General features: G+C 33.6%; 19 protein-coding genes. 15 read left to right on the top strand and 4 right to left on the bottom strand.

Going from position 1 to position 20,901, the window contains the following annotated elements; all coding sequences use genetic code 11:
- Positions 1-66 precede the first annotated feature (66 nt).
- The 13 genes from pncA to I5M07_RS09765 all read left to right on the top strand — a co-directional run bounded on the left by pncA (position 67) and on the right by I5M07_RS09765 (position 14,876).
- A complete protein-coding gene (pncA, locus tag I5M07_RS09825; RefSeq protein ID WP_200106263.1) occupies positions 67-705 on the top strand; it encodes a bifunctional nicotinamidase/pyrazinamidase in 639 nt (212 codons plus the stop codon).
- 186 nt (positions 706-891) lie between these two features.
- Complete coding sequence (locus I5M07_RS09820; RefSeq protein ID WP_200106262.1) at positions 892-1,632, top strand: L,D-transpeptidase family protein; 741 nt, start codon at positions 892-894, stop codon at positions 1,630-1,632.
- Between the two features lie 418 nt (positions 1,633-2,050).
- Positions 2,051-3,637 (top strand): BCCT family transporter, encoded by a 1,587-nt coding sequence (locus tag I5M07_RS09815; protein ID WP_200106261.1) that lies wholly within the window; start codon positions 2,051-2,053, stop codon positions 3,635-3,637.
- Positions 3,638-3,649: 12 nt separating this feature from the next.
- Positions 3,650-4,525 (top strand): universal stress protein, encoded by an 876-nt coding sequence (locus I5M07_RS09810; protein WP_200106260.1) that lies wholly within the window; start codon positions 3,650-3,652, stop codon positions 4,523-4,525.
- Between the two features lie 149 nt (positions 4,526-4,674).
- On the top strand, positions 4,675-4,935 hold the full coding sequence (locus tag I5M07_RS09805; RefSeq protein WP_200106259.1) for a heavy-metal-associated domain-containing protein: 261 nt from the start codon (positions 4,675-4,677) through the stop codon (positions 4,933-4,935).
- A 217-nt stretch (positions 4,936-5,152) separates the two neighbouring features.
- Positions 5,153-6,580 carry an L-serine ammonia-lyase gene (locus I5M07_RS09800; RefSeq protein ID WP_200106258.1) on the top strand — a complete coding sequence of 476 codons (1,428 nt, stop codon included), beginning with the start codon at positions 5,153-5,155 and terminating at the stop codon, positions 6,578-6,580.
- A gap of 73 nt (positions 6,581-6,653) precedes the next feature.
- Complete coding sequence (panB, locus tag I5M07_RS09795; protein ID WP_200106257.1) at positions 6,654-7,472, top strand: 3-methyl-2-oxobutanoate hydroxymethyltransferase; 819 nt, start codon at positions 6,654-6,656, stop codon at positions 7,470-7,472.
- 33 nt (positions 7,473-7,505) lie between these two features.
- Entirely contained in the window at positions 7,506-8,195 is a 690-nt protein-coding gene (locus I5M07_RS09790; protein ID WP_200106256.1) for an RluA family pseudouridine synthase, read from the top strand.
- Positions 8,196-8,267: 72 nt separating this feature from the next.
- On the top strand, positions 8,268-9,596 hold the full coding sequence (locus I5M07_RS09785) for an aldehyde dehydrogenase (RefSeq protein WP_200106255.1): 1,329 nt from the start codon (positions 8,268-8,270) through the stop codon (positions 9,594-9,596).
- A 135-nt stretch (positions 9,597-9,731) separates the two neighbouring features.
- Complete coding sequence (locus tag I5M07_RS09780; RefSeq protein WP_200106254.1) at positions 9,732-10,520, top strand: hypothetical protein; 789 nt, start codon at positions 9,732-9,734, stop codon at positions 10,518-10,520.
- A gap of 24 nt (positions 10,521-10,544) precedes the next feature.
- Positions 10,545-13,463, top strand: a complete 2,919-nt coding sequence (locus tag I5M07_RS09775) for a PAS domain S-box protein (RefSeq protein ID WP_200106253.1) — start codon at positions 10,545-10,547, stop codon at positions 13,461-13,463.
- 28 nt (positions 13,464-13,491) lie between these two features.
- Entirely contained in the window at positions 13,492-14,340 is an 849-nt protein-coding gene (gene ypfJ, locus I5M07_RS09770; protein ID WP_200106252.1) for a KPN_02809 family neutral zinc metallopeptidase, read from the top strand.
- Between the two features lie 17 nt (positions 14,341-14,357).
- Positions 14,358-14,876: a GNAT family N-acetyltransferase gene (locus I5M07_RS09765; protein WP_200106251.1), complete on the top strand. Its 519-nt coding sequence runs from the start codon at positions 14,358-14,360 to the stop codon at positions 14,874-14,876.
- On the opposite strand, the gene I5M07_RS09760 is transcribed toward I5M07_RS09765, so the two are convergent.
- The 4 genes from I5M07_RS09760 to I5M07_RS09745 form a co-directional block, all read right to left on the bottom strand.
- A complete protein-coding gene (locus I5M07_RS09760; RefSeq protein ID WP_200106250.1) occupies positions 14,871-15,254 on the bottom strand; it encodes a DUF3037 domain-containing protein in 384 nt (127 codons plus the stop codon). The two genes, I5M07_RS09765 and I5M07_RS09760, sit on opposite strands and share 6 nt — an antisense overlap.
- Positions 15,244-16,026, bottom strand: coding sequence for a HipA family kinase (locus I5M07_RS09755; protein WP_200106249.1), 783 nt, complete (start codon positions 16,024-16,026; stop codon positions 15,244-15,246). Before I5M07_RS09755 ends, I5M07_RS09760 begins: the two co-directional genes overlap by 11 nt.
- An 80-nt stretch (positions 16,027-16,106) precedes the next feature.
- Complete coding sequence (locus tag I5M07_RS09750) at positions 16,107-16,958, bottom strand: NAD(P)H-hydrate dehydratase (RefSeq protein WP_200106248.1); 852 nt, start codon at positions 16,956-16,958, stop codon at positions 16,107-16,109.
- 59 nt (positions 16,959-17,017) lie between these two features.
- On the bottom strand, positions 17,018-17,458 hold the full coding sequence (locus I5M07_RS09745) for a cupin domain-containing protein (RefSeq protein ID WP_200106247.1): 441 nt from the start codon (positions 17,456-17,458) through the stop codon (positions 17,018-17,020).
- A gap of 141 nt (positions 17,459-17,599) precedes the next feature.
- On the opposite strand from I5M07_RS09745, the gene gcvT reads away from it, so the two are divergent.
- Together gcvT and I5M07_RS09735 are read left to right on the top strand one after the other, a co-directional pair.
- Complete coding sequence (gene gcvT, locus I5M07_RS09740) at positions 17,600-18,682, top strand: glycine cleavage system aminomethyltransferase GcvT (RefSeq protein ID WP_200106246.1); 1,083 nt, start codon at positions 17,600-17,602, stop codon at positions 18,680-18,682.
- A 150-nt stretch (positions 18,683-18,832) separates the two neighbouring features.
- Positions 18,833-20,863, top strand: coding sequence for a carboxy terminal-processing peptidase (locus I5M07_RS09735; RefSeq protein WP_200106245.1), 2,031 nt, complete (start codon positions 18,833-18,835; stop codon positions 20,861-20,863).
- Positions 20,864-20,901: the final 38 nt, after the last annotated feature.

Raw genomic sequence — 20,901 nt, 5'->3', positions numbered from 1 at the left:
ATTTACGGCTTTCTATCGAAACAAAAATAAGTCTTAAAAAACCCATTCAGCACTAAATCCGAAGCTATGAATTTAAAAAACAGTGCCTTGCTCGTTATCGATATGCAATACGATTTTATGGAAAAAGGCAGTTTAGCCGTTGCAAATGCCAACCAACTTATCCCAATCATTAACTACCTTTTATCCTTAAATTGGGGATTGATTGTGGCTTCACAAGATTGGCATCCTTCAAATCATGTTTCGTTTGCATCCAATCATAAAAACAAAAACAGCTTTGAAAAAATCGAATTAAAAGACGGAACGATGCAAGTTTTGTGGCCCGATCACTGTGTGCAAAATAGTTACGGAGCGAAAATACACGATGAGATTCTGATTTCAAAAATTCAAAATATTATCAAAAAAGGCGAAAATCCTACTGTAGACAGTTATTCTGCTTTTTTTGATAACAACCACCAAATTAAAACCGAATTGGATGCACTTTTAAAAAAACAAAGGATAACAGCACTTTACATCACCGGTTTAGCCGCAGATTATTGCGTAAAATTTACCGCTATTGATGGAGTACAATTGGGTTATAAAACTCACATCGTTTTAGATGCTACCCAGTTTATTGATAATGCTATAGAACCAAAATACATTGCCGAACTTGAACAACAAGGAATTGTTTTTGTAAACAGCCAATCGCTTTTACAGAAAAGATCATAATTCACTCATTAACAGTTATTCTCAATAAAATATGTTAAAATAACGCTCAATTTTAAAATATTGACAAAAATTAAAAAAAATTAACGCTATCGATTTTATTTTTGACTAAATATTTTTAACTTGCTCAAAATTAACGTCCCAAATGTTAATTTACTTGTTAAAATCAACCTTAATTTTGATTACATCATGAAAATAACCTACCTGTTTTTAACACTTCTTTTTGGTAATTTCATTGCTGAAAGTTCATTCATGACGGAACAAAAAAAGTTCAATAGAGTTAAAGCCGCTATCATCGAGAAACAAAATATTGTAGAAAGTAAATTACAGGAGCATAATTTATCCATTGATGATTTTAACTTACTTTTTGTAGCTTATAAAGATTGCAGCGAATTGGAAGTGTATGCTAAGAAAACTTCTGAAACAACTTACAAAAAAATTGATACTTACAAAATTAAAGCCCGTTCTGGTAAATTAGGACCAAAAAGAATGGAAGGCGATTTTCAAACTCCCGAAGGCTTTTATTACATTAATACTTACAATCCAAACAGTCAATACCACCTTTCGATGGGAATTAATTACCCTAATCAATCCGATCGTATCAAAAGTAATGCACCAAAACTAGGTGGCGATATTTACATTCACGGTTCGCACATGACGGTTGGTTGTTTGCCTATGACAGATGATAAAATCAAAGAATTGTATTTATATGCCATTCATGCGAAAAACGATGGACAAGATCGCATTCCGGTTTATATTTTTCCATACAAAATGAATGACGTTTTCTTTGAATTGTACAAAAAGAAATATGCATCCTCTCCTGAATTAGTTGATTTCTGGACTAATTTAAAAACAGGTTACGATAAATTCATGACCGAAAAACAAGAACTATCTTATAACATTGACGCTAACGGAAATTATAACTTCTAAATAATTTTTAATAAAAATCAGCATAACAAACTTTTACTGCTTCTCCATCTTTTTTTTAACAGTAAAATCCGTAAAAAAATTGTAATTTTAAGAACCTTTTTTAAAATTACAATCAGATGTATAACCTTGTTGCTATTTTTCAAGCTTTAAAAAAGCCAATACTCAAATCGCTTTTAGCAATTAGCACGCCCTCTTTTTGTTTTATTTTTCCTCTCTTCAAAATTGATTTCTTTTTTAAAAGTTATAAAATTTACGCTACTGATAAAATTATAATTCCTTTATTTCCTTCTATTTTTTCTGATCCAAAAGAAAAAATAATTAAAACCTATTTCAAAAACATTCTGTTTTCAATAGAAATTCCGCTCGCCCATAACCCAGTAACTTACAACAATACTAACAAACTAAACCGCTAACGATTATGCCAAACGAAACTAAAATCAGTAAATACCTGGTTATCAACCCTCCCGTTTTTATCACTACTTTGGTTTTAATTGTATTGAGTTTGGTGCTCTGTCTGATTTATATCGATCAAGTAGACGAATGGTTTGCAGCTTTGCAATATCAAATAACCAGTAATTTTGGTTGGTTTTTAATTTGCACAGTTAATTTTATACTGTTTTTTTGTTTGTATTTGGCGTTTAGCAGCTATGGAAAAATCAAACTGGGCGGAGAAGAAGCCGAACCCGAATTTTCGAATCTCTCGTGGTTTGCCATGCTTTTTAGTGCCGGAATGGGAATAGGAATTATGTTTTACAGTGTAGCCGAGCCGGTATCGCATTTTGCCAATCCTCCGAGAGAAACAGCCACACCTTATTTACAAGCTGCTCAAGCAATGAATTTTACCAGTTTGCATTGGGGTTTACACGCTTGGTCTATTTATGCCATTGTAGGTTTAGCACTCGCTTTTTTTGCATACAATCGCAATTTACCCATGACATTTCGGTCTTTATTTTATCCTTTTTTTGGCGAAAAAATTCACGGTTGGTTAGGCCATTCTATCGATATTTTATCCGCTTTAGCTACCATCTTCGGACTTGCCACATCCTTAGGATTTGGTGTTACGCAAATCAGTTCTGGTTTGCATTTTTTATTAGGTTGGGAAATAACTTCTTTGTACCAATCCCTTATTATTTTAATCGTCATAAGTATTGCAACCATTTCTGTTTTTTCTGGATTAGATAAAGGCGTAAAAATATTAAGTTCGGCCAACATGTTCATTGCTTTTGGATTAATGTTGTTGGTTTTATTTCTTGGTCCTACCCTATTTATATTTAAAAGTTTCATTCAAAACACTGGAGATTATTTAGCTTCGTTTATAGAAATTAGCACTTGGAACGATGCTTTTCAAGATAAAGGTTGGCAAAATGCATGGACCATTTTTTATTGGGCTTGGTGGATTGCTTGGTCGCCATTTGTGGGTAGCTTTATTGCCCGAATTTCGAAAGGACGTACTCTCAAAGAATTCATATTAGGCGTACTTATTATTCCATCCTTAATTACCTTATTATGGATGAATGTATTTGGAGGAAGCGCTTTGCATGAAATTTTAAATGGAAATACTACCATTATTGAAGCCGTAAATACGGATATTTCAACTGCTTTATTTGTGTTTTTTGAAGACTTTCCATTTACAAATGTTATTTCTACTGTGGCGGTTATTTTGGTTTTCTCTTTTTTCATTACCTCTTCCGATTCGGGTTCGTTGGTTATTGATAATATCACCTCAGGAAATGCTATCGACTCTCCGGTTTGGCAACGCGTCTTTTGGTCTTATTCACAAGGGATTATTGCGGTTATTTTGTTATGGGGAGGTAGTTTAAATGCGTTACAAACTGCTGTAATTATTACAGGGATTCCGTTTGCGGTAATCATTTTAATTATGTGCTACAGTTTAAAAAAAGGTTTAGACGACGAATTAAAAAAACTGAACAAAAAGCAAAAATTAAAACAAGAGAAAAGTTATAAAGACATTATCTCCGAACTAATTGACGACCAACAATCTTAAATCAAAAAAGCCATGACTTTATCTCAAACAGATGCCATTTCAATACTTGTTGGACTTGATTTATCAGAAATTGACGAATCGATCATCATATATACAAACGAAATCAGCAAAATAGTAGCGCCTATAAAAATTACTTTTTTGCACAATATTCGGGTTAGCGAATTGCCTAAAGATTTTTTAACGTTAGAAAAAATGGAGCGCTTAAAACAAAAAATAACAGCCAAAATTGAATCGGATATAAAAAAAATAGGTTGTGATTTTGAGCATACTGTTGTGATAGAAACAGCTTCTTTTAGTGAAATTGCTTTTAAAAATCTCATAAAAAAAGACCCTCACAATTTGTTGATTTTAGGAAACAAACAATTTTTAGAAGGAAGCGGTGGACTCAGTCAAAAACTAATCAGATTATTACCTTGCACAACGCTTTTAGTGCCCGAAACTGCAACGCATCCTATTGAAAAAATTCTTTATGGATTTGATTTTTCCAAACATACTGATGCACTAATTCGTTGGGGGAAAAAATTGAATGTAAACGAACAAAATCAAACTATAAAACATCAAGCCATTTACGTTTCTAAATACGACGGCAACTTTTCACCTTTTATCAGCGATAAAGAAATTCAGCACGCTTTACAAAAAGAAGAACAAAAAAAAGTAGCCGTTTGGAACAATCAATTTGAAGGCATTTTTGATTTTAAAATCATCAAATCGGATGACAAAAGTATTGCAACTGTCCTACTTTTAGAAGCGCAAAAACAAAAAGCCAATTTATTGATTATAGGCAAACAAGGCACGAGCAGTATTACCGATTTGTTTTTAGGAAGCACGGCAAATAACCTCATTCAAAAACCGACAAATACGGCCTTACTATTTATAAAAACAAAATAGTTTTAATTGTTTTGAAAAGAAAAACATATAAATCCGAAATGTTTCTCTATCTAAAAATGAAGCAAACAAAGCGTTAAAACGAATATAAAGCTGTAGTTTTCATGCTCGATAATTGGTAACTTAGAAAGTATAATTTAAAAACAATACTTATGAGTTTACTATCTGAAAACATTATACCCGGAAATCACGGCAAAATATTTACAACCAATGCGACAAAAGAAAGCGATATAAATGCTATCACCAAAGAACTTCTTAAAATTGAAGGTGTTATGGATGTGGTATTTGATCAAGATTCCTACCCAAAAGAATTTACTATTCATACATCTAAAATAATCGAAGTAGAAACTATTGAAGACCATGTAAAAAATACGGGGTTCAATGCAATTCCCAAAGGATATTTTGCATTATAATCGCAAAAAAACTTACTTTGAAAAGTGAGTGCTTCAGCTGAAAAAGTAGTATTTCAGCAGAAGTACTCCTTTAATTTTACAATTAAACAGAATCACCTTACATTATCAGATTCTTTGTTATCATTCCATTTCACTATTAAAAATTCATAAAACAAGTCTAAATTACTGTAATTTATACAGGTATTCTACTATCTTTGTTTGCATTAAAATCATATTAATGGAAGAATGTATATCGGTTTTTGACATGTTAAAAATTGGCGTTGGCCCTTCGAGTTCGCATACTTTGGGACCTTGGCGTGCTGCAGAACGTTTTTTAAAAGAGTTACCAGAAGAATTTTCTTTTAACCAAATTACCAACGTCCAAGTGGATTTGTACGGATCTTTATCTCTCACTGGGAAAGGACATGCAACTGATTTAGCGGTCATGTTAGGCTTAAGCGGACAAGATCCCGAATACATTCCGATTGAGCAAATTAGCAGCATTATTCAAGAAATCAAGAGCACTAATAAAATTATTTTGGGCAACCAAGTTCCAATTCCATTTGATTGTAACTTGGATATTCGATTTAATAAAGAATTTTTACCTTTTCATGCTAACGGAATTTCATTTACCGCTTTAAATACAAAAAATCTAAAACACGAAGCTACTTTTTACTCTATTGGAGGTGGTTTTGTAGTGAAAGAAGATCGCGTGAATGCTTTATTAAACGAAAAAATAAAATGTGCTTTTCCGTTTATGATTGACAATGCGAACGATTTATTGAAGTACACCCAATCCGAAGAAAAGAAAATTTCGGAAATAGTGTATGAAAATGAAAAATCGATGCGTACAGAAACTGAAATCCATTCTGAATTACTTCGAATTTGGAATACGATGTTAGAGTGTATGTATATTGGTTGCCATACTGAAGGAATTTTGCCAGGAGGATTAAATGTACGTCGCAGGGCTTTTGATATGCATCAAAATTTAATTGGATTATCGAATTACGATTCTCCTCAAACTTGGCTAGAAGAAATTCGAAAAACAGAAGTGAAATTCCGTCAAATTCTCAAATGGGTAAGTTGTTTTGCATTAGCAGTTAACGAAGTAAACGCCTCGTTAGGCAGAGTAGTAACGGCTCCCACCAACGGAAGTGCAGGAGTTATTCCGGCGGTTTTAATGTATTATTTAGTGATTGAAAATCACGAAGCAGGAGAAAATCAAATTAAGCAATTTTTAATGGTTGCAGGCGAAATAGGTAGTTTATTCAAACAAGGCTCGACCATTTCTGCTGCAATGGGTGGTTGTCAAGCCGAAATTGGCGTTTCTTCTGCAATGGCCGCGGCAGCTTTGTGCGAAGTTATGGGTGGAACTCCTGCTCAGGTTTTAATGGCCGCCGAAATTGCGATGGAACATCATTTGGGATTAACATGCGATCCTATTGGCGGTTTGGTACAAATTCCGTGTATTGAAAGAAATACGATGGGCGCTATAAAAGCCATCAATGCGGCCGAATTAGCTTTGGCGACCGACTCAAAAAATGCCAAGGTTCCACTCGATAAAGTCATCAATACCATGTGGGAAACCGCTAAAGACATGAATTCTAAATACAAAGAAACATCCGAAGGCGGATTAGCAATTGCTGTAAATATGGCCGATTGTTAGCTTTATTTACTTAATTTTGCATACCAAAAAAAAAAAAATCGGCATAAGCCAAAAAACATAATACTACATTAAAATGTCTGTAGCTAAAAAAGATTACAAAAGAATCACCACCAAATCGTTAATTGAAATGAAAGCGAATGGTGAAAAAATTTCGATGTTAACGGCTTACGATTTTACCATGGCAAAAATAGTCGACACTGCTGGGGTGGATGTTATTTTAGTGGGCGATTCTGCTTCAAACGTTATGGCGGGACACGAAACTACTTTGCCCATTACATTAGATCAAATGATTTATCACGCTTCCTCGGTAGTTCGTGCTATCGAAAGAGCTTTGGTTGTGGTCGATTTGCCTTTTGGAAGCTACCAATCTGATTCGAAAGAAGCACTTCGCTCAGCTATCAGAATAATGAAAGAAAGTGGGGCTCATGCAGTTAAATTAGAAGGTGGTAAAGAAATAAAAGATTCCATAAAAAAAATATTGAATGCGGGCGTTCCTGTAATGGGACATTTAGGTTTAACACCGCAATCTATTTATAAATTTGGTACCTATACCGTTCGTGCCAAAGAAGATGCAGAGGCCGAAAAGTTAATTGAAGATGCCAAAATGCTTGAATCTGTAGGCTGTTTTGCTGTAGTTTTAGAAAAAATTCCGGCACATTTGGCTCAAAAAGTTGCCGAAAGCATTTCAATTCCGGTAATCGGAATTGGAGCTGGTGGTCATGTCGATGGTCAGGTTTTAGTGATTCATGATATGTTGGGCATGAATAATGAGTTTAGCCCTCGATTCTTACGTCGCTATCTAAATCTTTATGAATCGATGACAACTGCCATTGGACAATATGTAACCGATGTAAAATCAAAAGATTTTCCAAACGAAAAAGAACAATACTAACCTTGTTCTTTTTCTAAATTGGGCACTTTCGGCATGAAAATACTTTCTAATAAACAAAATTTGCAAATTCTTCACGAAGACAATCATTTAATTGTGGTTAACAAACGTGTAGGCGATTTGGTACAAGGCGATAAAACGGGAGACAAACCTTTATCTGATATTGTAAAAGAATATATTAAAGATAAATACAACAAACCCGGCGATGTGTTTTTAGGAGTAATTCATCGTTTAGACAGACCCACTTCGGGCATTGTTGTTTTTGCCAGAACAAGCAAAGCTTTAACGCGAATGAACGAACTTTTTAGCAACAGAGAAACTCAAAAAACGTATTGGGCGGTTGTAAAAAACAAACCTTCAAAAAAAGAAGAGGAGCTCGTTCACTACTTAAAAAGAAATGAAAAAAACAATACTTCAAAAGCATATCTAAAAGAAGTTCCCGATAGTAAATTAGCCCGTTTGGATTATAAAGTTATTAAAGAACTTGACCATTATTCTGTTCTCGAAATAAATTTACACACCGGAAGGCATCATCAAATTAGAGCACAATTAACCGCTATTGGTTGTCCAATCAAAGGCGATTTAAAATATGGTTTTGACCGAAGTAATGCTAACGGAGGTATCCATTTACATGCGAGAAAACTTAGTTTTATACACCCTGTAAGTAAAGAAAACATCACTATCATAGCCCCAACTCCAGATGACGCTATCTGGAATGCAGTATAATTTTAAGAAGAATTTATAGCTATTTTGATTTTTAAAAATTAACTTGCATAGAGACATAAGCTAATTTTTAAAATGGATTACAAAAATGACATCCGCTACCGAAAAGAAACTTTAAAAAAGTTACTTTTTATCATCCAACAAAACGAAGAGGCTATTATAAAAGCCTTATACGATGATTTTAAAAAACCTGCTTTTGAATCGGTTATTACCGAAACCAGTTTTGTCATAACCGAATTAAAATATACGATTAAAAACCTTCGCTCTTGGGCAAAGCCGGAACGCGTAAAATCATCGTTACTCAATTTTCCTTCTTCCGATTATATTTACAAAGAACCTTACGGAAAAGTTTTAATTATTGCTCCTTGGAATTATCCTTTTCATTTGGCTCTCGTTCCTTTAATTTCGGCGGTCGCAGCAGGAAATCAGGTCATTTTAAAACCTTCGGAATTAACACCACATACTTCTGAAATTATTGCTGGCATAATTAAAGAAACATTTCACGTTAACCATGTTGAAGTAATAGAAGGTGATGCTAAAATAGCCGAATCTTTATTACAAAAACGTTGGGATTACATATTCTTTACCGGAAGTGTGGCCGTGGGAAAAATTGTGGCCGAAGCAGCAGCAAAAAATTTAACCCCTGTTACGTTGGAATTGGGAGGGAAAAATCCTTGTATTATTGACGAAACGGCCAATTTAAAATTAGCCGCCAAAAGAATTGTTTGGGGAAAATTTGTTAATGCAGGTCAAACCTGTGTGGCACCCGATTATTTGTTGGTACAAGCCGATATGAAAATGCATTTGATTGGTTTTTTAAAAGAAGAAATAACCAAAGCTTACGGCAGTGAACCTAAAAAATCACCCGATTATGCGCGTATTATCAATACCAAAAACTTCTTGCGTTTGGTAGAAATGATTGATGAAAATAAAGTAATTTTTGGAGGAGATAACGATGCCAATACCAACTACCTTGCTCCTACTTTGATTGAAGAAAACAGCACCGACACTTTAATCATGAAAGATGAAATTTTTGGCCCTTTATTACCCATTTTGACCTATCAGAATGAAAATGAAATTCAGCAAATTATTTCGAAATATGAAAAACCATTGGCGCTGTATGTTTTTAGCGAAAACGATGATTTTATTTCTAAAGTAATACAAAAATTCAGTTTTGGCGGAGGCTGTGTTAACGACACTGTTATTCATTTGGCTAATCAACGATTGCCTTTTGGAGGAGTTGGCAATAGCGGCATCGGTGCCTATCACGGAAAACTAAGCTTTGATATTTTTACACATCATAAAGCTGTGGTGAAAAAAGGAAATTGGCTTGATATTCCGTTACGCTACGCCCCTTACAAAGACAAACTTGATGCAGTTAAAAAGTTTTTTGAATGGTTTTAAAAACATCCTTTTTGTTTCATTTTTTGAAGATTTTGTTTTTACAATAAAAAGCAATAACGAATAAATGTTAACGCTTTCTTTCTATAAAAAAATAGTATATTTACCACAAAATATAGTTCCTTCAAAAAAATATACATGCAACCTACCACAAAAAGCCAAATTAAAACCATAAAAGAACATGGATTTGAACTCTATTTTTCAACAGTCTTCACACATGCTCTCGAAAATTATAAAAAAATAGCCGCTTACGCAGGATTAATTATCATAGTATTTTCAATTATAGCGGGATTTATCGGAATCGGAATTTTATTTGCTTTCTACGGTGCAGTTGCTTTGAGCGAAAATTTTTTACCCCAATTACTACAAACTCGCTTAACAGGTATTCATTTACTGTTTTCGTTAATCGCACAACTATTTTTGGGTGCCGTAATCAGTCCACTGATGGCTGGATTTTATAAAATGGCAGACAGTGCCGAAAAAGACGAAACATTTAAAGTTTCCTCTATGTTTTATTATTATAAAGCGCCTTATTTTTCAAAAATAGTGAGCACAACTATTATAATAAGTGCTATTAGTATTTTAATAAGCTCTTTGACCGAACAAATTGGACTTACTGTTTTGGGTTTAGGAATTACCTTAATCATATCTTTTATTAGCTATTTGGCAATTCCGTTGGTTATTTTCGGAGAATTAGAACCTATTGAAGCAATAAAAGGAAGTTATACAATTATGACTAAAGAGCCTATCGTACTTGCAGGTTTAATTATCACGGCCTTTTTAGCTTCTATGTTAGGTTTTATTGGTTGTTGCATCGGGGTCTTTTTTACAATACCATTAAATTATTCAATGACCTATGCCATATATCATGCTATCCTTTCTAGAGAAAATCTCGACCCGATTGACAGCATAGGAACAATTGAATAATTCAATTTAAAAAAAATAGATTAAATGGCAATGCTAGCCCCCATATTACAACTCAAAACTTTAACCAATAAATCATTGATTTTGTTTGATTTACTCAATATTGATAATCTTAATGATTTTATAAATAAGTACGGTTATGATATTCCTAGAATTTCCATTCTTTTCTTAGCCATTATAAGTTTATCCCTTTTCGTTTTTTATAGATTTATTTCGCTAAACCACGAATTAAAACAAAATTATTACGAAAAATATAAAGAACGAGAAAGCACTAAAAAAGAATACCATTTGTATTTTTTATTTATTGGTTATGCCATAATTATTTCTGAACTCATTTTCGAGATAATGAGTTTAAGAAGTAAAACTGTTCTGGTTTCTAACCTTTTAATCGGAGTTACCATCACCTTATTTTATTATCTCTTTAAAAAGTTTTCATTTTTATACAATAAAATTTATTATATCTTTATAGGACTTTTTTTAGTTTACTTCAGTTACGTTAGTTATCATATAGTTACTTTAAAAGATACTGTCATACCTTCAATCGGTTTCTTAATTTTTTTATTTTTTTCGTATAATGTTATCAAACCAGTACGTTTTTATTACTGCTTTATTGGAGCTACTGTTCTGTTTCTAATAAGCATTTTTGCTTTTCAAATTATTCCAATAAAAGCTGCTATAATCTTGATTAATTTCAGTATAATCATCATTGTAATTAATCAAATTCGCCATATAATTCTGATGAATGTTAAAGATAAATTACGTTTTACGAATGAAATTGTTCAGAAAGGAAATTCATTAATTGTTGCTTGTAATAAAAGAGGCGAATGTTTGTATTGCAGTGATTCCATCGAAACAATTTTGGGATATACACCAGAAGAAGTAATGGGAATGGAATATTGGCGATTAACAGAAGATGCCGAATTTGTAGGTCAAAAATATTTTGAAGAACACGATGAAGATAAATTATATACCCGAAAATTAAAATGTAAAAACGGCGATTACAAATACATACAATGGAAAGACAAACGTTTAGAAACGGATTTAATAATTGGTGTGGGTCAAGATATTACAGAACAATACATCATTCGAGATCAATTTCAAAACCTTATCCAGACCGCATCGGATTTAATTTTCGAAATGGACAATAAAGGTCATTTTACTTTTGTCAACAATTTTGCTTTAAAAACTTTAAATTATAGAGAGTCGGATGTAATTGGAAAACATTATACTTTTTATATAAGTAAAAAATACCAAAATATTGCTGCCGATTTTTACGAGAATTTAGAAAATATACAACTTGATTTTCCCATAATCGAATTGCCCTTACTTAAAAAAAATGGTCAAGAAGTTTGGGTGTCACAAAAAGTTATTGTACGAAAAAATGAATTTGGTAAAATTATTGGATTTTCGGGAATTGCACGAGATATCACAACTCAAAAAACAGCAGAGCAACAGAAAAATTTGCAGTTAGAGAAAAAAATAAAATATACCGAAATCATAAAAAGATTAACCACTACCGATTTCACCATTTTTAAAAACGCAAATGAATCAATTGCGTATATCCTCAATGAAACCGCCATTAATAATGATATTTGTGGCACTACGTATTGGTCCTACAAACCCGAAGAAATTAGATGCAAACTGGGCTGTAGCAAAGATCCTTCATTTAAAATTGATTTAAAAGCAGTCATTAAAAGAATTGATTTTCCCGTATATTTTGAAGCAATCGAAAATAAAACCCAAATCATCGTTTCGGATGTACTAAGCAAATACGAAACCTCCGAATTCAGTCACGATTATTTAGACCAAACTGGAGTACGTTCTTTAATTGATTCGGCCGTTTATGTCAATGGACAGCTGTACGGAATTCTTTGTTTTGAAAGCAAAACAGAAAGAAAATGGGATACTGATGATGCCTATTTTTCAAAAACTATTGCTGATATTATTTCGTTAGGAATTGCAACTCACAAACGACTAAAACAACAAAAAAAATTAAAAGACAAAACCCGATTGCTTGCTGCAGTAGCAAAATGTACCGAAAACTTTTTATCTAACGAAAGTGTTGATGACATGTTCAATCTCACCTTTCAAACCATTGGAAAAGCAAGTCGTGCTGACCGGATGACGTATTATGAGAAAGACAATGAAGGTTTGTTTGTGGGACGCTTTTTATGGACGCTAGAAAAAGGAACCGAGACGAAAGTGCTTGAAACAAAGTTTACCGAAGGAGAGTGTTCCGAAATTATTAAAAATATTAACAACAGTTCTTACTTTCAAGCTAAAACTAAAGATTTGGACGATTCTGTTTTAAAGAAATATTACATTCAAAAAAACATCTTGTGCATGGTTTTGCTACCGATTTACGAAAACGACCACATTAAAGGATTTTTAGGTCTCAGCAATTGCACTTCTGAAAAAAAATTAAGCAAAGACCAATTGCTTATTTTACAAACATTGGCAAATAATATTTCAAACTTTCTAGAACGGACCCGAAACCAACAACGTGTGATTGAAAGCGAACAAAGATTTAAGCTGATTGTGAATAACATTCCTGGAACCGCTTACTTATCTAAATTTGATCAAAACGCTAGTAAAGTTTATTTAAATGATACGATTGAAGCACTTACAGGTTACTCAAAAGAAGAATTTTTAAAAAATAAAATTTCCTTTTTAGACTTAATACATCCTATTCAAAAAGCAAAAATCATCAACCAACAAATGATGAGTATTCGGAAAGGTAAATCAATACATTCTAAATATCAGATTAAAAGAAAATCGGGCGAATACATTTGGATTGAAGAATATGCCGATGTAATTAAAAACGATGAAATCATAGAATATGTAGGAGGAATTTATTTCGAATTGGATAAAAGTCAGCAATTTTTATCAAACATTAATTCCTCATTTGAAAGTGAAAACTTGGTGAAAAAATTCGACACCTTTTAAAAGAAACAAAACTTATAAAATTTAAGCTATGAAATGGCAAGGCAGAAGACAAAGTAACAACGTAGACGACCGAAGAAGTATTTCGGGAGGTAAAGTCGCTGTTGGTGGCGGAATTATTGGTATCATTATTTTATTACTAAATGTATTTGGTGGCGAAAATGCACAGTTGCTTACGCCTGTTTTAGAGCAAATGCAGGAACAACCTGCACAAACCCAAAGTGCAGTTCCTTTAAGTAAAGAAGATGAAGAAATGGGGCAATTTGTGCGAGTAGTCTTAGCCGATAATGAAGATATTTGGGGTAAAATTTTTCAAGAAAATGGTATGACCTACAAACAACCTAAATTGGTTTTGTTTAGAGGTTCGGTACAAACAGCCTGCGGGGGAGCTTCCTCTGCGTCGGGTCCTTTTTATTGCCCTGGCGATCAAATGGTGTATATGGATTTAGGTTTTTTTGATGAATTACAAAGCCGTTTTGGAGCTAAAGGAGGTGATTTTGCGATTGCATATGTTATCTCGCACGAAATTGGCCATCATATTCAAACCTTGTTGGGTACATCGGATCAAATGCGTAAAATGCAACAAGGCAAATCACAAGCAGAAGCCAATAAACTTTCTGTTGCTTTAGAATTACAGGCAGATTTTTATGCTGGAGTTTGGGCACATTATAACAAAGAAAATCTAGATGTTGGTGATATTGACGAAGCTTTGAGTGCCGCAAATGCTGTAGGTGACGATGCTATTCAGAAAAAAATGCAAGGACAAGTCGTTCCCGATTCGTTTACACATGGAACCTCAGAACAACGTATGTATTGGTTTAAAAAAGGTTTCAATACTGGTGACATTCGCCAAGGAACTACTTTTGAAGAAATTCGATAATAGCTAAAAAACAAAAAATGATTTCTAAAGCTACTTTAGCAGATGTTCCAGCTTTAAATGAATTAATCAACGGCGCTTACCGAGGTGAAAATGCTAAAAAAGGTTGGACTACCGAAGCGAATATTTTGGCCGGATTGCGAACTACCGAAGCTGAGTTACAAGAAATTTTAACTACTGAAAAAAATACACTTTTAAAATTTACACAAAACAATCAAATTTTGGGAACCGTTTTGTTAGTGGAAGAAGAAACAAAATTGTATTTAGGAATGCTTACCGTTTCTCCCGACATACAAAATAGCGGAATTGGAAAAAAATTACTAAAAGAAGCTGAAAAAGTCGCTTTGCAATTGCAACTTACAACCATTGTTATGACTGTAATTTCGGTACGAACAGAATTAATTGATTGGTATAAACGCCACGGATACGTAGAAACTGGAAAAAGAGAACCCTTTCCTGAAAGTCCACTACATCAATCCACGACAAATGAACCGCTAGAATTTATTTACCTCGAAAAAATCTGTTTTAGAAGGTTATAAAACCAATTCTGTAAACAAACGTTGTATGGTATCTTCTAAATTTAACGTCAAACCAGGATGTGGTCTTGATGTTTGAATAGAAGAGCTTCTTACAGCAGTTAACCAACGAAAACGCGAGGGAACATCCATCTCGGCAATAGGCCCCGCTCCTTTTAACCCTGAAGCTATTTGTTGCATGGCTTTTAAATTGCACAACAATTGTTCACAATCCAATTCGGAAGCCAATACTTTTAATTTCGTTTCGTTAACCTCAAAAACAACTTGAATAAATTTGGCTCTTTTGCAAAACAAAATAATGCCTACATTTAAAAACTCTTCGCGTTCTACTCTGGGTACTACACGAATTACAGCATATTCATATAAAAAATTATCTTGCATTTTTAGCCTCGTTTACAAAAATTTCAGAATGATTTAATCGTGTAATTAAAAACTGCAAATACACATTTCGAAGCTCTGCTTCTGTTTGCTCGCTTTCCTCCCATTGCAACCATTCGTCTGGAATTGTGTTAACAATTTCTTGCAAAACATCGGGATTTAAACGTTTTTTAAAATCGGCATTTACTTCATCCAAAAGTGAAGCCTGCGGTAATAAAACATGATCTTTAATTAGTTTAAACGAACTCATAGCATGTTGCTCCCAATTGTTCCAAGAATGATGAAAATACAAGCAAGCACCATGATCAATAAGCCACAATTCTTTATGCCAAATGAGCATATTGGTGTTTCTAAAAGTTCTGTCAACATTAGTAATAAACGCATCCAACCAAACAATTTGCGAAGCCAAAAGTTCGTTCACAACGGTTACAGCAGGATCAAAAGTAATGGCTCCCGATAAAAAATGAAGGCCTAAATTGAGCCCTTGACTAAACTGTAGCAAATCCTGAATTTCTTCATCAGCTTCCGTTCTACCAAATGCTTCGTCTAAATGCGCAAAAACCAATTCAGGCAAAGGCAAACCTAACGCTTTAGCTATTTGTCCACCTATTAATTCGGCAATCAAAGCTTTTACACCATGACCAGCACCTTTAAATTTTAAAACATATTTAAAATCATCGTCAGCTTCGGCCAAGGCAGGCAGCGATCCTCCTTCGCGCAAAGGCGTAATGTAGCGCATAACGGTAACTGTTCTTAAATCAAAAATTTTATCCATTTTAAAATTTGTTGCTTTACTGAATTGGATCATTTTCTTTTTAAAAAACCCATTTCACAAACTTAGTTTATTTGATTGAGTTATTCGGCTTCTAAAAACAAAAAGGCTTTACCCAAATAGGCAATACAATCCGAAGCTATAAAAGCATGTGTTCCGATATCAGAGATAGCTAAATCGGCTGTTAATCCGTGTAAAAAAACACCCATTTGAGCCGCCTCTAACGGCGAATAACCTTGCGCTAAAAGTCCAGTAATAATTCCGGTTAGCGTGTCTCCACTTCCAGCAGTTGCCAAAGCCGCATTGCCAGATGTATTTTTATAAATTTCATCTTGGTAAATAATAAAAGTTGGAGCACCTTTCATAACCATTACCACATCAAATTTTTTTGAAAACAGAATGGTTTTTTGGAATTTGTCTTCGTCCGATTCCCATTTTCCTATTAAACGTTCCAATTCTTTGGGATGTGGTGTAAAAATTGTTTTAGGCTGTAAAAAAGACAACCTATCTTGATTTTGTGGTAAAATGGTGATGGCATCGGCATCAATAACCAATGGAATTCGATTGTTTTTTAAAAAATCCAAAACGGCATTTTGGGTAATATTGGCTAATCCGATTCCAGGTCCCAAACCAATAGCTTGGTACTTATTATGAGTACTAATCTTTGTTATTTCCTTTTCAGCTTCATCCGTAATAGTCATCACTTCTGGATTGGCAATTTGCAAAATTGTATACCCGCATTGAGGCACAAAAGCAGTGACCAAACCACAGCCCGATTTTAAAGCAGCTTTAGAAGCTAAAACCGCCGCTCCCATTTTACCATAACTTCCCGCAATAACCAAAGCATGGCCTTGCAAACCTTTATGCGTTTGCGGATTTGTTTTTTTATAAAACCGAAGTATTTCCTTTTTATCAAGTAAAACAGCCGTTTTCATACTTTAATTTTTAGCGATAAAGATTCCCGTTTGGTGATTGTATTTTACTATAAAAGAATTTATTTTAAGTCCTTTTTAATTACTAAATATTTTAAAATTGTCTCACCGGCATTGCTAATTCCGTGTTCTTTATTCGACGGGCAATACAAACTTGTTTGGGGTCCGGCAATTATTTTTTTTCCATCCAAATAAAATTCGGCAGAACCTTCTAAAATATAAAACAATTCTTCTTCAATATGCCGATGAGGCGCATGTGTGGATTGATGCGGATTGACAATACTCATTTTCAACGTAATTTCATCGGTAAAATTTTTATCAGCAAACCAATATTGATATCCAACTTTGGTTTGTTTGGCTTTATCAACTTCAAAATGATTGACACAATCTTCAATTGTATAGGTTTCTTTGTTTTTCTCGCTCTCTTTTGTTTGCTGTGCCATCATGAATTGAGGGGCAAAAATCGCAACTAGTATAACTTTTATTATATCGAAATTTTTCATTTTATTTTTTTTGTAATAATACAAAAAATAGAAATATCAAAAATTCACTACCCTACAAATATTCCGATTTTTGAAATTTGAACTACGTATTTCTCTTATTTTTTGAATAAATTTGCCTTTCAAAACTAACATTTCAAGAAAATGAAAAATACTGCACTTACACACATACACGAAAATTTAGGCGCAAAAATGTTGCCCTTTGCGGGATATAACATGCCAATTACTTACGAAGGCGTAAATGCCGAACACGAAGCAGTTCGTAATCATGTAGGTGTTTTTGATGTTTCACACATGGGCGAGTTTTTGCTTTCAGGTCCAAATGCCTTGGCTTTAATTCAAAAAGTGACCTCAAATGATGCTGCCAATTTAACCGTAGGAAAGGCACAATATTCTTGTTTACCGAATAATGATGGCGGAATTGTAGATGATTTGATTATCTACAAAATGAAAGAAGAAGAGTATTTATTAGTTGTAAATGCATCGAATATTGAGAAAGATTGGAATTGGATTAGTTCGTTTAATGATTTGGGCGTAAACATGCAAAACCTTTCGGATGAATATGCTTTGTTAGCCATTCAAGGACCAAAAGCTGTTGAAGCCATGCAATCGTTATCTTCAATCGATTTGGGTGCTATTAATTATTACCATTTTAAAGTAGGTGATTTTGCTGGATTTGAAAATGTAATCATATCGGCCACCGGCTATACGGGTTCGGGCGGTTTTGAAATTTATTGTAAAAACGAAGACGCCGAAGCTATTTGGAACAAAGTTTTTGAAGCTGGTGCTACTTACGGAATTAAACCAATAGGTTTGGCGGCGCGTGATACCTTGCGTTTAGAAATGGGATTTTGTTTGTACGGAAACGATATCAACGACACTACTTCTCCACTCGAAGCTGGTTTAGGTTGGATTACCAAATTCACCAAAGAATTCACCAATTCTGAAGCTTTAAAAAAACAAAAAGAGGAAGGTGTTACAAAAAAATTAGTTGCTTTTGAAATGAAAGAACGAGCAGTTCCTAGACATGATTATGTGATTGTAGATGCTAATGGCAACGAAATAGGAATTGTAACCTCTGGAACCATGTCACCTTCATTGAATATCGGAATTGGTTTGGGCTATGTTAACGTTAAAAACAGCGAGGTCGATACACCAATTTTTATTCGAATTCGTAAAAATGATGTGCCTGCCAAAGTAGTAAAATTGCCTTTTTACAAAAAATAACACAATACAAATTAAAATGACACTCCATAAAAGGTAGCCTTTCCAAGAATAAGGCTACCTTTTTTTTGATTTTATTCGAAATATTATCATATGTTGATCGGTTTTAATTAAAAATAGTGTAATTTTAGTACAAATGCTCATCACTTTTTTATGAAAATACATTACTTATTTTTCCTTTTAATTTTCAACCTATTACAAGCACAAACTCAAAAAAACACTTGCGTTGTTTTAAACAAAATCAATCAATTAATAAAACGAGAACACGTAATGCCAAAGCCTGTAGACGATAGTTTATCGGTATATGTTTTTGATAATTTATTTGATGCACTTGATCCTTCCCGAAACATTTTCCTCAAATCCGAATACGATGTATTGGCTCAAAAGTACCGCTTGCATTTGGACGATTATATTTTAAAAAATGACTGTTCTTTTTTAACAGAAATGTATGCCGTTCATAAAACGGGTTTAGAACGCAAAAAAGCTGTTTTAGAAAAAATTAAACTAACACCAATTGATTATTCAAAACCCGATACCATTCGTTTTTTTAAAAAATCTTTTCCGGTTTATATGAAAGCAGATGAAGTGGAAAAAGTATGGCGCAAAAAAATTCGGTTTGAAATACTAGACGAAATTGCTGTTTTGAGTAAAAATACCGACTCGCTAAAAACCCATTTCGAAACAATAGAACCTTCTATTAAAGAGAAAACTATTGCAAACGAAATTTGCCATGTTAATACCTTACTTAGCACCGATGCAAAACCTGAAGAATTATTATACAATTATTTCTGTACCTATTTTGATCCACATACCGCCTATTTTAGCGACGATTCCAAATCAACTTTCGAAGCTTCGTTATCCAAAGAGCACTTATCAATGGGATTAACGGTAAGTTTAAACGAAAAAAACGAAATTATTGTTGCCGAAATTGATCCGAATGGTCCCGCTTTTCAAACCGGACAAATAAAAAAAGGCGATCAAATTGTAGCGGTCTCCAATCAAAAAGAAAAGCTAGAGGTTTCCTGCGCGTCGTTAGAAGCGATTTCAAATTTAATTTCGTCCGAAACCAATAAAAACATTACCTTGACTTTACAACGAAATTCGAAAAAAAACTTTGATGTTTATATCGAAAAAAAAGTGATGAAAGATGAAGAAAATTCGGTATTCAGTTTTATAATCGGTAAAGAAAGTAAGGTAGGTTATATTAAAATTCCGAGTTTTTATGCCGACTTAGAAGGAAAAGGCGGCGCAGGTTGTGCCGAAGATGTGGCAAAAGAAATTTACAAATTAGATAAAGACCACATTAAAGGATTGGTTATCGACCTGATAGACAATGGCGGTGGTTCGATGGAAGAAGCCATTAAATTAGCCGGAATGTTCATTAACACTGGAGCTATTTCGATTGTGATAGATAAAACCCACACACAAATGTTAATTGATGATCCTTATAAAGGCATGTTGTACAAAGGACCAATTGTAATTTTAGTAAATGGCAATACGGCATCGGCTAGCGAATTTTTTTCGGCCATTATGCAGGATTACAACCGGGCCTTACTCTTAGGAAATACAACTTTAGGAAAGGCAACCATGCAAACCATTTTACCTTTGGATGAAACTAGTGCTACCGATTTTGTTAAACTAACCATTAATAAATTTTACCGTATAACTGGAAAAAGTCACCAATATATTGGCGTAACTCCCGATGTGGTTTTACCCGAATTTTACGAGAACATGTTTCAAAAAGAGCGTGATTTTCCAACAGCTATCAAAAACGATAGTATTGTACCCTCGGTAAAATTCAAACCTTTTGTAAAAAGAGATTTAATTAATAAACTAGCAGAAAATAGCAAAAAGCGAATTGCACAAAACGAGTATTTCAACAACATGAAAACCGTTAATAAAAGCATAAATGAATTGGTAGAGCAATCCAAAACCGAAGTTCCGATGACGTTAGATTCGGTTATCAAACTGAATGAAGTTTCACAAGATTTATGGGAAAAAATCACCAAATACGATGCAACAAGTAATCCTTTAGATGTTTACAATTCGACTTTAAATCAATTTTTACTTGGAATTTATCCTAATGAAAAAACCATCAATCAATACCAAATTGACAACTTAAAAAACAATCCCTATTTAAGTGAAGCCGTTACTATTATCAACGATTTTAATCATTATAAGTAATATATTCGATTCCCTTTTTTTAAATTAAAAAGAATAAA

The sequence above is a fragment of the Flavobacterium agrisoli genome (assembly GCF_016522065.1).
GTDB classification, from domain to species: Bacteria; Bacteroidota; Bacteroidia; order Flavobacteriales; family Flavobacteriaceae; genus Flavobacterium; species Flavobacterium agrisoli.
This window is presented reverse-complemented; position numbering and strand designations above follow the sequence as displayed.